Annotated in this window: 14 protein-coding genes; 4 read left to right on the top strand and 10 right to left on the bottom strand. The window is 67.2% G+C overall.

Annotated elements, in window-relative coordinates; genetic code table 11:
* Nucleotides 1–6: 6 nt before the first annotated feature.
* Both ACH0AE_RS14190 and ACH0AE_RS14185 read right to left on the bottom strand, forming a co-directional pair.
* A complete protein-coding gene (locus tag ACH0AE_RS14190) occupies nt 7–1,101 on the bottom strand; it encodes a glycosyltransferase family 1 protein (protein ID WP_294441878.1) in 1,095 nt (364 codons plus the stop codon).
* Nucleotides 1,098–2,630, bottom strand: coding sequence for an oligosaccharide flippase family protein (locus ACH0AE_RS14185; RefSeq protein WP_294441877.1), 1,533 nt, complete (start codon nt 2,628–2,630; stop codon nt 1,098–1,100). Before ACH0AE_RS14185 ends, ACH0AE_RS14190 begins: the two co-directional genes overlap by 4 nt.
* 1,140 nt (nt 2,631–3,770) lie before the next feature.
* Here ACH0AE_RS14185 and ACH0AE_RS14180 point away from each other — a divergent pair.
* The 3 genes from ACH0AE_RS14180 to ACH0AE_RS14170 all read left to right on the top strand — a co-directional run bounded on the left by ACH0AE_RS14180 (nt 3,771) and on the right by ACH0AE_RS14170 (nt 5,007).
* Nucleotides 3,771–3,959, top strand: coding sequence for a hypothetical protein (locus ACH0AE_RS14180; RefSeq protein WP_294441876.1), 189 nt, complete (start codon nt 3,771–3,773; stop codon nt 3,957–3,959).
* Between the two features lie 82 nt (nt 3,960–4,041).
* On the top strand, nt 4,042–4,284 hold the full coding sequence (locus ACH0AE_RS14175; RefSeq protein WP_294441875.1) for a hypothetical protein: 243 nt from the start codon (nt 4,042–4,044) through the stop codon (nt 4,282–4,284).
* An 87-nt stretch (nt 4,285–4,371) separates the two neighbouring features.
* Nucleotides 4,372–5,007, top strand: a complete 636-nt coding sequence (locus ACH0AE_RS14170) for a glutathione S-transferase family protein (RefSeq protein ID WP_294441874.1) — start codon at nt 4,372–4,374, stop codon at nt 5,005–5,007.
* Between the two features lie 71 nt (nt 5,008–5,078).
* Here the strand turns inward: ACH0AE_RS14170 and ACH0AE_RS14165 are convergent, their stop codons facing one another.
* From ACH0AE_RS14165 to ACH0AE_RS14155, 3 genes are all read right to left on the bottom strand, one after another.
* A complete protein-coding gene (locus ACH0AE_RS14165; RefSeq protein WP_294441873.1) occupies nt 5,079–6,149 on the bottom strand; it encodes a 5-(carboxyamino)imidazole ribonucleotide synthase in 1,071 nt (356 codons plus the stop codon).
* A complete protein-coding gene (gene purE, locus ACH0AE_RS14160; protein ID WP_294441872.1) occupies nt 6,146–6,622 on the bottom strand; it encodes a 5-(carboxyamino)imidazole ribonucleotide mutase in 477 nt (158 codons plus the stop codon). The genes ACH0AE_RS14165 and purE overlap by 4 nt, the downstream gene beginning before the upstream one ends.
* A gap of 104 nt (nt 6,623–6,726) precedes the next feature.
* Nucleotides 6,727–7,302 (bottom strand): alpha/beta hydrolase, encoded by a 576-nt coding sequence (locus ACH0AE_RS14155; protein WP_294441871.1) that lies wholly within the window; start codon nt 7,300–7,302, stop codon nt 6,727–6,729.
* Between the two features lie 144 nt (nt 7,303–7,446).
* On the opposite strand from ACH0AE_RS14155, the gene ACH0AE_RS14150 reads away from it, so the two are divergent.
* Nucleotides 7,447–8,865 carry an amino acid permease gene (locus ACH0AE_RS14150; protein ID WP_294441870.1) on the top strand — a complete coding sequence of 473 codons (1,419 nt, stop codon included), beginning with the start codon at nt 7,447–7,449 and terminating at the stop codon, nt 8,863–8,865.
* Here ACH0AE_RS14150 and ACH0AE_RS14145 read toward each other — a convergent pair.
* From ACH0AE_RS14145 to thiD, 5 genes are all read right to left on the bottom strand, one after another.
* Nucleotides 8,846–9,547: an NRDE family protein gene (locus ACH0AE_RS14145; protein ID WP_294441869.1), complete on the bottom strand. Its 702-nt coding sequence runs from the start codon at nt 9,545–9,547 to the stop codon at nt 8,846–8,848. The two genes, ACH0AE_RS14150 and ACH0AE_RS14145, sit on opposite strands and share 20 nt — an antisense overlap.
* A gap of 25 nt (nt 9,548–9,572) precedes the next feature.
* Nucleotides 9,573–10,619: a dihydropteroate synthase gene (gene folP / locus ACH0AE_RS14140; RefSeq protein WP_294441868.1), complete on the bottom strand. Its 1,047-nt coding sequence runs from the start codon at nt 10,617–10,619 to the stop codon at nt 9,573–9,575.
* A gap of 39 nt (nt 10,620–10,658) precedes the next feature.
* Complete coding sequence (locus tag ACH0AE_RS14135; RefSeq protein WP_406875822.1) at nt 10,659–11,801, bottom strand: site-specific DNA-methyltransferase; 1,143 nt, start codon at nt 11,799–11,801, stop codon at nt 10,659–10,661.
* A gap of 176 nt (nt 11,802–11,977) precedes the next feature.
* The gene (locus ACH0AE_RS14130; RefSeq protein WP_294441867.1) at nt 11,978–12,586 is read right to left on the bottom strand and encodes a ribonuclease HII; all 609 of its coding nucleotides are present in this window, start codon (nt 12,584–12,586) and stop codon (nt 11,978–11,980) included.
* Nucleotides 12,574–13,797, bottom strand: coding sequence for a bifunctional hydroxymethylpyrimidine kinase/phosphomethylpyrimidine kinase (thiD, locus tag ACH0AE_RS14125; protein WP_294441866.1), 1,224 nt, complete (start codon nt 13,795–13,797; stop codon nt 12,574–12,576). The genes ACH0AE_RS14130 and thiD overlap by 13 nt, the downstream gene beginning before the upstream one ends.
* Between the last annotated feature and the right edge of the window lie 210 nt (nt 13,798–14,007).

Below are 14,007 nucleotides of genomic sequence, written 5' to 3'. Positions count from 1 at the left end.
TGCCGCTCAAACTCCATGACGAGCGACAAGGATGTCGTACAGGCTGCGGCCGGCCCGCTCCCAAGTGAACGTCTCGGCGCGCGCCTTGCCAAGCGCAACATGGCGTGCGCGAAGTTCTTCGTTGCGGGCAAGTTCGGCAATCGCGTCCCGCCAAGCGGTAGCATCGGTCGGGTCGCACATCATCGCGGCACCTCCGCCGCATATCTCCGGGATGGCGCCGCGGTCACTGACGACCGCCGGAGTTCCAGCCATCATAGCCTCCAGGGGCGGCAGCCCGAATCCTTCCGTCAGAGATGGGAAGGCGAGGCAGAGTGCGTTGCGGAGAAGGTCTGCAAGGGCGCTGTCTCCGATTAGCCCGGCAAACACGACGTTCGAGGGAATGGAGTGGCCTGCCGCCGCAAAGGCTGCGCGATCATCCCCGCCGAACAAAACGAGCGTCAGATCAGCGAGAGCTGGATCAGCGAAGGCCTGAAGCAGAATGCCGATGTTCTTGTGCGGTTTCACGCTGGCTTGGGCAAGAACGTAGCCACGTGGCGGCAGCGGCGGATCGATGGCGGCCTTGGCTGTACCGCCTGAACGAACCTCGCAATGATCGATGCCATTGTAGACGACATCGATCTTGTCGCGCTTCGCAACGCCGAGGGCGGCGATCTCGTCCGCCGAAAAACGCGAAACGGTGAGGATCGTGCGGTGCAGACGCCCGATGATCGGCAGCAGTAACCGGCCTTCCCACCGCGCACGCAGGGAATAGGAGGAGGGCTGGGTGAGGACCTGCAGCCCGTGGATCATCGTGGCGCAATTGCGCTTGAACAGCGGATTGCGATTCTGAAAGCCGACGATCGGGTGCCCTTTTGTGCGCAGCGCCAGAGCAACATTCTCCCACAGATATAGACTGGGCGCGCGGATACGCTCGTAGCGGATCGCCTTGAGAGACGGGATCGGAGAGGTGGGCGTGCGGCCAAGCAACACAACGTCATCAAACGGGTTCATCTTGCCCGGTTCGGCGAAGATTCGGTCAAGCGAGCGAACCAGTTCGAAGGCCACCCGCGAGACACCCCAGAACGGGTTGTTCAAGTTATTCCCGTTGATGAACAGCGTCATGCGGTGGGCCTCACGCGGTGGAAATCGGCATTGTCGGCGCTGGGCGGCTCTGCACGGCCGACAGACGGTGGAGGCGTGGCGCGCTCGTCCCGCAGAACGTGCATGATCGGGGAGAGGCGCCCCTTCAAAAGCGCAACCGAAACAGACCAGGCGATCACAGCTGATGCGATCGACAAGGCGCCCAAGGTTGCCGCATCGCTGACGATCGAGGAGCGCGAGACAATCACTGCAGTCGCGGTGGAAACGACGCCAGGCACGGCGGAGAGCAGAAGAAGCCGGACGGCAGGGTAGCGAGCGCCTTGCGCAGCGCGATAGGCCATCAGAATGTAGATGATCGCTGCGATCATCGTGGTACCGCTTGCCACGACCGCCACGGCGACGATCCCGTGATCTGCGCTCGCCAGCAAGCCACCGAGAAGGCAGGCGGAAGCCGAGAGCTGGACGGGCAGCAGCCGACGATGCAGGCCGACCGCCGCAAGGAATGGCGTGGCCACGCCGGACAGCGTGGTCACGACCCGGCCCAGACTGAGAATCGCAACGATCGTCGCGAGGCCGGCCCATGATGGCCCGAGCAACGTAGGCAGGAGCAAATCGCAAACTGCAGCGAGACCACCCAGCGCCGGCACCGCGACGAACAGGCAAAGTGCAGCGATCTTTGGCCAAACGTCAGACGCAGGCCGACCCGCGGCGATCCGCCGCGCGAAACTTGAGATCGCCACGAGCCGTATTGGCTGGGCGCAGAGATCAGAGACGGCCGCGGTGATGCGGCTGGCCGCGCGGTACATGCCGGTGGCGGCTGGGCTGAGCAGGGCGCCGATGATGAAGTCCGCGCCATAATTGGAGAAGAGCCCGGTAAGGGACGACGCATATTGCGGCATCGTCCAGCGCGTCACTTCCGCAAGGCGAGGCGCGCTGAAGCCGGTGGACAAGGCAGGACGAGCGAGCGCGCTGAATGCGACGAACAGCAAGACCGCGCGAAGATAGACCATAGGGACGAGCGCGATGACACCATAGCTGGCGGCGAACATCGCGACTGCTACCGCGCCGCCGAACATCTCGACCAGCGCGAGGGAGGTGTAATATCCCATACTCGTCCCGCGGCGCAGCAGTTGCGCTTCCGACCAGGCGGCGAACGCACCCAACACGTTCGACGGCGCCATCAGCAGGAACAACCAGAGGACGTCACGGCTGCCGAACAGCTCCGGCCAGATAGACAAGATCGCAATCGGCACCAGGGAGCAGGCCGCCGCCGTCAGCACCTTCAGCACGAGGGTTTCGCTCGAGTAGCGATGCAGTTCCGGCGTCTGCATCACATATTGGTAGGTCGGGCCGTACAGCATCGTGCGGATGATGGTGACCATCGCCGCGGCGAGCGCGTAGACGCCGAATTGTTCGGGCGAGAGGTAGCTCGCCGCCGCCAGAGTGACGATCAACGCCACGCCCTGCCCGGATACCCGCGCAAGCATGCCCACGCCGAGCCCGAACGCCGGTGCCAACGGCGCGAGCTTGCGATGGACAGTGACGATCATCAGCACAATGGCCGCTTCATGCGGCGGCGCGGCGGGGGCCGGGGCAGGGCAGCCTCACCCAGACGGTGCTTGCGCCACCGGTATCCAACATTCGTAGCATCCACCTGCCCGCGTCGTTCAAGAATTCGAGGCATGGAACTGCAGGCTCAGGCCCTGACGATCATGCCGATGGACGTGGCTTTACGATGATCTTGGCGTAGCCGCCGCCGGATCACGTCCGTTATGGAGGAAGCGTTTGGCCGATGCTCGCGGAGCGCAGGACGTTAGGCGGTTCCGTGGTTCCAGCAAGCGCTGGAAAATCGCCGAGGTTCAACACCTCGGCGAGTAGACGGCGACGCATCAGGCTGACGCGCTAGACTTGTGCCTCAAAGCGAGGGGCCAAGGATGAAACCGCAGGGATCACCGCCGCGCAACATCTGCCAGACGACCGTCGCCAACCACACGAGGAAAGTGCGATCAGGACAAGCGGATCAAGAACGCAGTTGTACCTCTGCCATACCTCTGAGGCTAAGGCTTGGCGTAGGCCTCGCTGCTGCGTGCTGCGACACCGGCGCGCCAGATCTCCACCCTCCGGCCTTCAAGGGAAGGAGCGCTCATGAGCGATCAGGTGACCGGAAAACGCTCGGCGGGCGTTAGTGGGGAAGGCCGCCGAGCAGTAGCCCGTACAGCTACAGGCCCGGGTCGCGGCTTGTTCGTTGCTCGAGACAGGTTTGGCTGCACGTCGTGATCGGCTCAATATGGAAAAAGCTGGGTCACGTTAGTGGCGCGAATGCGGCATTCGTTTGGAAAAAGAATAAGTTAGTGCAACGCAAAGGATGCCGTCGCAGTCAGGCACCGGCTTCAAAGCACTACGGCGCCGGTAAGTGTGACCAGCGACACTGCGAAGAGCAGCCCGAGGTTCAGCCACATCAGCCGTTCGGCATTGTCTCTTTCACGCATGGCCTCAATTCCTGTGATGAGCCGCCTTTTTGCACCTTTCGCGCAGAGTCGAGCGAGCGGGGCGCGACGAAGCGGCGACAAAATGACTGCGGCGCATGCGCGGTGTCTTGGCGCTTCATAACCCAGTTGAGTGAGCGGCGGCGGAATTTCTGCTGTGAACTTTGTCAGCCTTATGAGTCGGTTGACGGGAGCGGTGCCGTGATGAGCGACCAGCATTATTATTACGATCGGGCCGAGCAGGAGCTGGAGATGGCGCAGAAAGCGTCCTGCCCGGAGGCGGTGAAGGCGCATTACACGCTGGCCGGGTTTTACCTCGATCGCGTGCACGGCGGGCCGCAGGAGCCGGCGAAAGACGGTCAATCGCGGTCGGAAATGGGTGAATACCGGTGACGATTGGCAGGTGATGCGCACCGACGGCACGAACATGCGCGCCGATGGTTGGTGATGGGTGCAACAATCACGGGAGCGCGACATGTCTGAGAAAGAGCCGATGCAGGCCGATGGCGCAGCGGGCGCCGGGAAGACCAGCGCCAGCGATGCCGAGCCGCCGAACAAGCAGGGCGAATCGCAGGGCGGCGCCTATCCCAACCCGCATACCGGCAAGAAGCCCGGCGACTTCACCGGCGGCCAATCCGTGCAGGGTTACCACGGCACGGGCCAATTGGGCGACGAGAAGGTCGGCGAGCAGCCTAACGCAGGGTCGCGGCGCGACTAACCGGCCGGCGGTGCTTGCGGAGCGCCGCTTGCTCGGCGATGACTGGCCGGGCAGCGGCCATCCGTGCCGCACGCGGGAGGGAAGGCCATGCTCGTCGTTCACCACCTTGGCCTGTCCCAATCGGAACGAATCGTCTGGCTGTGCGAGGAACTGGGCCTCGATTACGAGCTGAAGCGATACGATCGGCGTGCCGACAACCGGCTGGCGCCGGACGATTACAAGGCGCTTCACCCGATGGGCATCGCGCCGATTATAGAGGCGGACGGCGTGGTGCTGGGCGAGAGCGCCGCGATCTGCGAGTTCATCAACACGCGCTATGGCGACGGGCGGCTCGCGCCGGCTCCGGATGATCCCGACTATCCCGATCACCTGTTCTGGTTTCACTGGTCGAACGCGACCTACATGACGACCAAGATGATGGGGGCCGCGATCGCGCTTGGCGGCGGCGATCCGGCGAAGGTGGGCTTCGTCGGGCAGCGCGCCGAGCGCAGCCGCGAGCTGATGGAGTGGCGGCTGGGGCAGGTGCCGTTCTTCGGTGGCCGCAACCTGACCCTGGCGGACATCATGATGGTCTATACGCTGACGACGTCCCGCGCCTTTGGCGGTGCGGCGCCGACGGGACTCCCCAATGTGCGGGCGTATCTCCAGCGGATTGCCGAGCGGCCGGCATATCAGCGCGCGATGGCGAAGGCCGAGCCGGGGATGGCGCCGATGATCGACTGAGCGTTCGCGCTCGTCACGCAGAAGAAGCGGGACCCCGGGTCTGGGCCCGGGGGACCGCCTACGGGCAGGGATTAGCCGCGCTGGATGCGGGTGACGTGGCCCATCTTGCGGCCGGGGCGGACCTCGCGCTTGCCGTAGAGGTGCAGATGCGCGCCCGGCTCGGCGAGGATGTCGGCCCAGCGATCGGCCTGTTCGCCGATGAGATTCTCCATCACCACGCCGGTGCCGGTAAGCGCCGTATCGCCGAGCGGCAGGCCGCAAATGGCGCGTACATGGTTCTCGAACTGCGAGGTAACGGAACCTTCGATCGTCCAATGGCCGGAATTGTGCACCCGCGGCGCCATTTCGTTGAAGATCGGGCCGTTCGGCGTGGCGAAATATTCGCAGGTCAACACGCCGACATGGCCGAGCGCATCGGCGATGCGGCCGGTGAGCGCGGCAGCCTCGGTCCACAGCGAAGCGATCTGCGGCGGGGCGGGCACGGTGGAGCGGGCGAGGATCGCGTCCTCATGCTCGTTCCACGGCGGCGGATAGCTGACCATCCGCCCATCGCAATCGCGCACCAGCACGATCGAGAATTCATGGGTGAAGTCGACGAACGCCTCGAGCACGGCGGGCCCGTTGATCGCGCTCCAGGCGGCATCGGCATCGGCCGGCGAATGCAGCCGCACCTGGCCCTTGCCGTCATAGCCCATGCGCGTCGTCTTGAGCACAGCGGGCGTGCCGATTTCAGCAATGGCGGCGTCGAGCGCCTCGCGCGATTCGACCGCCGCCCACCGCGCCGGCGTGCCGCCGACATCGGCAACGAACTGCTTTTCGGCGAGGCGATCCTGCGCCACGCGCAGGCTGGCGGGAGAGGGATGGACGGGCACGCGATCAGCGAGCCATTCGACCGGCCCGGCCGAGATATTCTCGAACTCGTAGGTGACGACATCGCATTGCGCGGCGAAATCGGCGAGCACGATGCGGTTGTGGTAATCGGCGCGGGTGAGCGAGGAGGCGGTCTGCGCCGCAACGCTTTCCCGGTCCGGCGCCAGCACATGGGTGCGATAGCCGAGCTGGGCGGCGGCAGTCGCGATCATCCGGCCCAGCTGGCCGCCACCGAGGATGCCGATCGTCGAGCCGGGGGGCAGCGGCGTCATTCGGGCGACTCCGCCACGCTGTCGGTTTGCGCCTTGCGCCAGGCGACGAGCCGCTCCGCCAGCGCAGCATCGCCGGTTGCCAGGATCGACGCGGCGAAGAGGCCGGCGTTGATCGCGCCGGGCTTGCCGATGGCGAGCGTGCCGACCGGGATGCCGCCAGGCATCTGAACGATCGAGAGCAGGCTATCCATGCCCTGCAGCGCCTTGGATTCGACCGGTACGCCGAGCACCGGCAGATGCGTCATCGAGGCAGCCATGCCCGGCAGATGCGCGGCGCCGCCGGCGCCGGCGATGATCACCTTCAGGCCGCGATCCGCCGCGCCGGTGGCATAATCATACAGCCGTTGCGGGGTGCGATGCGCCGATACGACGCGGGTTTCGTAAGCGACGTCGAGGGCGGCCAGCGTCTCCGCTGCATGCCGCATGGTTTCCCAATCGGACGTCGAGCCCATGATAATGCCGACCAGCGCCATTTCCGGCGGTTAGCGAGGGGCGCTGGGCAGGGCAACAGGAAGGTGCGGTCTCGATCGTTTCGCGTGCGTCCATTTCCCGCAGAAGAGAGCGGACGCCAGCGATGTCAGTCCCGCGCGGCCGGGTTAAGCGCGAGCACGCGCTGGACGTCGCGCTCGATCACCCGCGCGGTGACTCGTTCGATCAGGCGCTGCGCGCTGCGCCACGGGCGAAGATCCCCCTCGCGCTGACGATGGCCGTCGATCAGCCGGCTGCCCCAGCTGTCGATCGCGCCTTCGGGCAGCGTGGCGCGCTCCCCGGCCAGGACCAGCGAGGGGAAGGGCAGGGCCACGGCGGGCGAGGCGAAAGCCTCGCGATCGCGCGCGCCTTCCGCCGGGGGATCGAACATCAGCGCGCCGGCCACGCGCGAGACATAGCTGCGCGGGGTGAGGCGTGCCCACCAGGAAGCGGCGTGACAGCCGATCCCTTCCGCCACCAGCACCACGGCGCGATCGGCCCGCATCACCGCCGCATCGAGCTGCGCGGCCCAGATCGACCGGCGGCCTTCATGATCGAGCGCGACATGATCGTCGCCGAAGCTGGGCCAGCGCAGCCGCGCGTTCCAGGCGGGCGCTTCCACCCCGGGAGCAGCGATGGTGATGATCGAGAATCGACTCGGCATCGGCAGGACGGCGGTGGACATGGCGATCTTCCCCGGTTCTTGCGTAACGACTGTTATGCCACGCAGCGGGCATCGGCCGCAATCGGGAAGCGGCCTTATGCTACAGCAGTGTTGCCTGATCCGCGATCACACGGCACGGTCCGCCGCCGTCAAAGGGGGAAATGAATGTTCGGTCCGCGTAAGTCGTTGGAGTCTGTCACACAGCATCAAGCGGGACAGACACTCGCCAAGACCTTGTCCTGGCCGCACCTGATCGCGCTGGGGGTAGGCGCGATCGTGGGTACCGGCATCTACACGCTGATCGGCGTCGGCGCGGAGCGCGCCGGGCCGGCGGTGATCCTGGCCTTCGTGATCGCCGGCGCCGTCTGCGCCTGCGCCGCGCTTGCCTATGCCGAACTGGCGACGATGATCCCGGCGGCGGGAAGCGCCTATACGTTCAGCTATGCCGCGCTTGGCGAGGCGCTGGCGTGGATCGTCGGCTGGAGCCTGATCCTGGAATATTCGCTGGCCTGCGCGACCGTGGCGGTCGGCTGGTCGGGCTATCTCGTCGGGTGGATCCAGTCTGCCGGCGTTGTCTTGCCCGCCGCCTTGCTGAGCGGACCGCACGCTGGCGGGATCGTGAACCTGCCCGCGGTGCTGGTGGCACTGAGCGTCATGGGCCTGCTGATCGCCGGTACGCGGGAAAGCGCCACGCTCAACATCGTGCTGGTGGTGATCAAGCTGACCGCGCTGGCGGTGTTCATCGCCTTCGCGCTGCCGGCGTTCAACGCCGACAACCTCTCGCCGTTCATGCCCTATGGCTTCGGTTCGGTGGAAACCGGCGGCGAGAAGCGCGGCGTGATGGCGGCGGCGGCGATCGTGTTCTTCGCCTTCTATGGCTTTGACGCGGTGGCGACGTCCGCCGAGGAAGCGAAGAACCCGGGGCGCGACCTGACGATCGGCATCGTCGGATCGATGCTGGTCTGCACGCTGATCTACATGCTGGTGGCGGTGGCGGCGATCGGCGCGCTGCCGTTCCTCAGCCTCGCCAATTCGCCCGAGCCGCTGGCGCTGGTGCTGCGTGCGCTGGACAAGCCAATGGCGGCTTATCTGATCGCGCTGGCCGCGGTCATCGCGCTGCCGTCAGTGATCCTTGTGATGATGTACGGCCAGAGCCGCGTGTTCTTCACCATGGCGCGTGACGGCCTGCTGCCGCGTCGGCTGGCGAGCGTCAGCCCGCGGACCGGCGCGCCGACGCTGATCACGCTGGTGACGGGTGCGTCGATCGCGATCGTCGCCGGCCTGTTCCGGCTCGATGAAATCGCCGAGCTGGCCAACGCCGGCACGCTGCTGGCGTTCATCGCGGTTGGCGCGTGCCTGATGGTGCTGCGCAAGCGGGCGCCGGATGCGCCGCGCCTGTTCCGCTGTCCGCAGCCTTATCTGGTAGGCACGCTGGCGATCGTCGGCTGCCTCTATCTGCTGTTCAGCCTGCCCTCGTCGACGATGGTTCGCTTCGTGATCTGGAACCTCGTCGGCCTGTCGATCTACTTCCTTTATGGCCGCCGCCACAGCCTGGAAGGGAAGGCTACGGCCAGCGGAAGCTGAGGCTGGTTTCCCCCTCCGGCACGCCGGAGGGGCCGAAGCGGCGCTCGATGATGATGCCGGCGCCGGCGGCATCCACGGCCACGACCGTGCTGCAGCGGGTGCCATAGACGCTGTCACGGATGAACACGGGGCGCTCGCCGGGGACGGCGGGCGCCTCGTCCGCGAGGAGAGCGAGCAGCGCCTCCACGGGGCGGGCGTGGTCCAGCCATTCGCCGAGCGCGGCGGTGAGCGTGCGGGTGCGCGGCGAGGGCGGATCGAGCGGGCCGTTCGAGATGCCGTGCAGCCCGGGCTCGAGCGCGCGGTGCAGCGGGGCCGGCTGGTTGGTGCGGAACTGGGCGCCATGCCGGTCGCTGGTGATCAGGCTGAACCCGCCGAATGCGGCGAGGCTGTCGTCGGCGGGCAGGCTGCCGTCGCCCAGGTAATCGGCCACCAATGCGCCGCGGGTGGGCGCATTGGGCCCACGCGGATGGCCGGCGACGTTGGTCAGCACGGCGAAGCGGCCTTCCTCGGACACCCCGATCCAGCCGCCGCCGGACATGAGATCGCGCCCGGCGAGGATGTGCGGCGCGTCATCCCATCGCGCCAGCGGGGCGGCGGGGCGGGCGTGGAACTCATCGCGGTTGCCCACCACCACCAGCGGCCAGCGCGGATCGGCGGCGAGCGCAAGGGCGACGACGCACATCAGCCGCGCACCGGGCGAAGGGCGGTCATCCCACGAACGCCCGGTCGCGCAGCCCGCGCCACACGCGCAGCGCCTGCACCGTTTCCCTGACGTCATGGACGCGCAAGAGCTGGACGCCGGCTTCCGCCCCCTTCAGCGCCAGCGCGACCGAGCCGCCGAGCCGCTCGCCGACCGGCGCCTCGTTCGACAGCGCGCCGATCAGGCGCTTGCGACTGGCGCCGAGCATGATCGGGCAGCCGAGGCCGTGGAAGATGGCGAGGTCGTTGATCAGCGCGAGATTGTCCTGCAGCGACTTGCCGAACCCGATGCCCGGATCGACGATGATGTGCGACCGATCGACCCCGGCCGCGACCACCGCCTCGACGCGTGCCTCGAGCCAGTCGAACACCTCGGTGACGACGTTGCGATAGCCGGTGCCGCCGTGCGGACCCTTGGCGGGATCGGGCGAGTGCATCAGGATCACCGGGCAGCCGGCGCGCACGACTACCTGGACCGCACGCTCGTCCCACAGCAATGCGGACACGTCGTTCACGATCTGCGCGCCGGCGGCGAGCGCCCGATCCATGACCAGCGCCTTGCGCGTGTCGATCGAGACGAGCGCGCCGGCGGCGATCAGCCGCTCGATGACAGGGGTGACGCGCTTCGCCTCATCCTCTTCCCACACGAGCGCAGCCCCGGGGCGGGTCGATTCGCCGCCGACGTCGATCATCGCGGCGCCGTTTTCGGCCATGATCATGCCGGCGGTGGCGGCGGCGGCGGGATCGTCGCGCGTGGCGCCGCCGTCGGAGAAGCTGTCCGGCGTCATGTTGAGGATGCCGGCGACGAGCGGCTGGTCGAAGCGCAAGGTACGCTCGCCGAGCGCGAGGGCGGGGCGCGGGGCGGTGATGCGGGCGTGGAGCAGCGCGGCGCGCTCGCCGAGCGCGGCTACCTCGGCGACCGGCACGACGCGCCTGGCGCCGTGCTCGATCACCTCATAGGCGGCGAACCACTGCATGCCGCCGGCGAGGCGCGCGACGGCCCCGTCGGGATAGGCGAAGGGGGCGTCGACGAACTGGATCGGGCGCAGGTGCATATCGGCCCCTTGGCGCAGCGCGGCCCGCGCCGCACGCAATTAGATCTGCGTCGCCAGCAAGTATGTCTGGCGGAGCGCGTCGATCGGCTTCAGCGCGCCGTCCGCCTCGTAATGCCAGAACGTCCAGCCGTTGCACGCCGGCGCGCCCTGCAGCGTCGCGCCGAGCTTGTGGATCGAGCCTGCCGCGCCGCAATCGCTGGCGAGGCTGCCGTCGGCGCGGACGGTGGCGCGGAAGCGGCGCTTCGCATCGGTCACCACGCTGCCGGCGGGGAGATAATCATTCTCCACCAGCACGCCGAACGCGACCTTGGGCTGCTGGCGCGGGCTCTGCATCGTGGTGAGCGCCGATTCGTCGAGCGGCAGCGCGGCCGTGATCCGCTGGCGAGCGGCGTCGATGTAATCCGTCTCGCGCTCGATCCCGATCCAGTGGCGGCCGAGGCGCTTGGCCACCGCGCCGGTGGTGCCGGTGCCGAAGAACGGATCGAGCACCACGTCGCCCGGCTTCGTGCAGGCGAGGAGGATGCGGTACAGCAGCGCTTCGGGCTTCTGCGTCGGGTGCACCTTGTGGCCGGCGGCGTCCTTCAGCCGTTCCTGACCGCCGCAGATCGGGAATTCCCAGTCCGAGCGCATCTGGATTTCGTCGTTCAGCGTCTTCATCGAGCGGTAGTTGAAGGTGTATTTCGCCTTCTCGCCCTTCGACGCCCAGATGAGCGTTTCGTGCGCGTTGGTGAACCGCGTGCCGCGGAAATTGGGCATCGGGTTGTTCTTGCGCCAGACGATGTCGTTGAGGATCCAATAGCCCAGATCCTGCACCGCCACGCCGACGCGGAAGATGTTGTGATAGCTGCCGATCACCCAGATCGTGCCGTCGTCCTTGAGGATGCGGTGCGCCTCGGCCAGCCAGGCGCGGGTGAACGCATCATAGGCGGCGAAGGTATCGAACTTGTCCCATTCGTCCGTCACGGCATCGACGTGGCTGCCGTCGGGGCGGAACAGCTCGCCTCCCAGCTGCAGATTGTAGGGCGGATCGGCGAAGATCATGTCGACCGACTTCGCCGGCAGCGCGCGCATGTGCGCGATGCAATCCCCCATGAGGATCTCGTCCAGCGGCAGCGGCGCGACCGGAGCCGCTGCCGGCTCGGCCTTTGCACTGCGTACCCGCGTTTTAACCATGACCCCCATTGATTCCCCCTTTTCGCACGCGATGGTCGCCGCGGCGTGGACTCGGCGTCAAGCGAGCATTGGTTAACGCGATTTGCTGCCATCGCGTTAACGACGCGGAACATTTGGTGGACCGCCCCAGATGTAGAGTCCGGCGCCGTCGGTTGACTCAAACTATGGGGTGTGGCGCGAAAGACTCACAGTGGCAGAACAGTTTGCGCGACCGGTGCGAAACTGCGCCGATGCAGCGGCGAGGGCCCGTGTTCGGCCAAAGCGCGGCGATGGGCGGGGCATCCATAGCCCTTGTTCGAGGCCCAATCGTAATGCGGATATGATTCGTGATGGGCGAGCATGATCGTGTCGCGGGTGTGCTTGGCGACGATCGAGGCGGCGGCGATCGAGCGGCTGAGCGCATCCCCGCCGACGATCGGCGTCGCGGCATAGCCCCAGCGCGGCAGGCGATTGCCGTCGACCAGCACATGGCCCGGCGCGCAGCCGAGCGTGGCGGCGACCTGATCCACCGCGAGCGTCATCGCCTTCATCGTCGCCCAGTAGATGTTGAGCGAATCGATCTCGTCCGCCTCGACGATCCCGATGCCGACCACGGCGCAATCCTTCAGCCGGCCGCACAGCCGCGCGCGTTCGGTGGCGGGGAGCTTCTTCGAATCGTCGATCCCGCGCGGCACGCCCTTGTCGGGGAGAATTACCGCCGCGGCGACGACCGGGCCGGCGAGCGGACCGCGGCCGGCCTCGTCGACGCCGACGACGGGGGCGAGATACAGGCGTTCGTGCTTCAATCCGGGCATGATGCCAGCCGCCATGGCGGGAAGCGGCGGTTCTCGCCAGCGGTGTAGAGACAAAGCGCGTTGCCGGCGGGATCGGTGAGGCGCGCCTCGCGCCAGCCCCATGACTGGTCGACCGGATCCGCAACCGTGATGCCGGCGTTGCGCGCCGCAGCGACGGCGGCGTCGAGATCGGCGACCTCGAGGAAGACGAGCGGCTTGCCGTCGATCTCCCCCGTCGCCTCGATCGAGAGCGTGGTGCCGCCGGCGCTCTCGAAGCGGGCGTAGCGCCCGGCGCTGTCGACGATCGGGGTGAGCCCGAGCGCCGCGTAGAAGGCGAGGCTGGCGGCGTGGTCGGTCGCGGGGAGCGTCACCTGGTTGGGCGTGGCGCCGCCGAGATCACAATCGAGGCGGACCTTGTGGTGGCCCATCGGGCCGTGGCCGGTGCCGACGCCCGGCGCTTCATGAAGCGCGATCCGGACGAAGGTGCGGGCGCGGGCGATCGCGTGCGGCAGCGGGAGACCGCGGGCGAGCCCCTCGGCGATGGCGCTTGCCAGCGTGCAGCCGGTGCCATGGGTGTGGCGTGTTTCGATGCGCCTGCCCGTCCAGACCATGTCGAAACCATCCGGCAGGATCAGATTGTCAGCCACCAGATCCTGCGGTTCGCCGGCCGGCAGCAGCACCTGACCGGTAACATCCGGCGCGAGGTGGCCACCTTTCGCCAGCACCGCCGCGCCGCTCGTCGCGGCAAGTTCCCGACCCGCGACCAGCGCATCACCTTCCGACGAGACCGCCAGGCCAGTGAGCGCCGCCAGTTCGGGTGCGTTCGGCGTAATCACCGTCGCAAGCCGCATCAGGCGGTCGAACGCGGCGATCGTGGCTTCGTCGGCCAGCACCGAGCCCGAGGTGGCGATCATCACCGGATCGAAGACGATCGGCACGCCGGCCAGCTGCTCGAGCACATCGGCCACGGCATGGGCGGTTTCCGCCGAGCCGATCATGCCGATCTTCACCGCATCGACGCCAATGTCATCGATACAGGCGCGCATCTGCTGTGCGACCATCGCGGCCGGGATCGGGTGGACGCCCTGAACGCCAAGCGTGTTCTGCGCGGTGATCGCGGTGATCGCCGTCATCGCATGGCTGCCCAGCATGGTGACGGTGCGGATGTCCGCCTGGATGCCGGCGCCGCCGCCGGAATCGGAGCCCGCGACGATGAGAATCCGCGCCGTCATCGACGATTGCAAAAAACGAATGTTGAGGAAGTTGAGGCGATGGCGCGTTTTTTTCCAACGCCCTCAACATTCGCGGATGTCTGCGGATGCGATGCGCGCAGCCGGGCGGCAGGAAGAAGGGCGGTGGCCATCTGGGCGATTAGATCACGATCGGGGGACGTAGGACAGGGGGGCGGGCGCAAGCCTTCGGTCCGAAGGTGGCCCCGATCC

Origin of the sequence: Sphingomonas sp. 179-A 2A2 NHS, from assembly GCF_045371305.1 — a bacterium.
Lineage (GTDB): Bacteria > Pseudomonadota > Alphaproteobacteria > Sphingomonadales > Sphingomonadaceae > Sphingomonas.
Note: the sequence above shows the minus strand (reverse complement) of the source record. Positions and strands in the feature narration are given on the sequence as shown.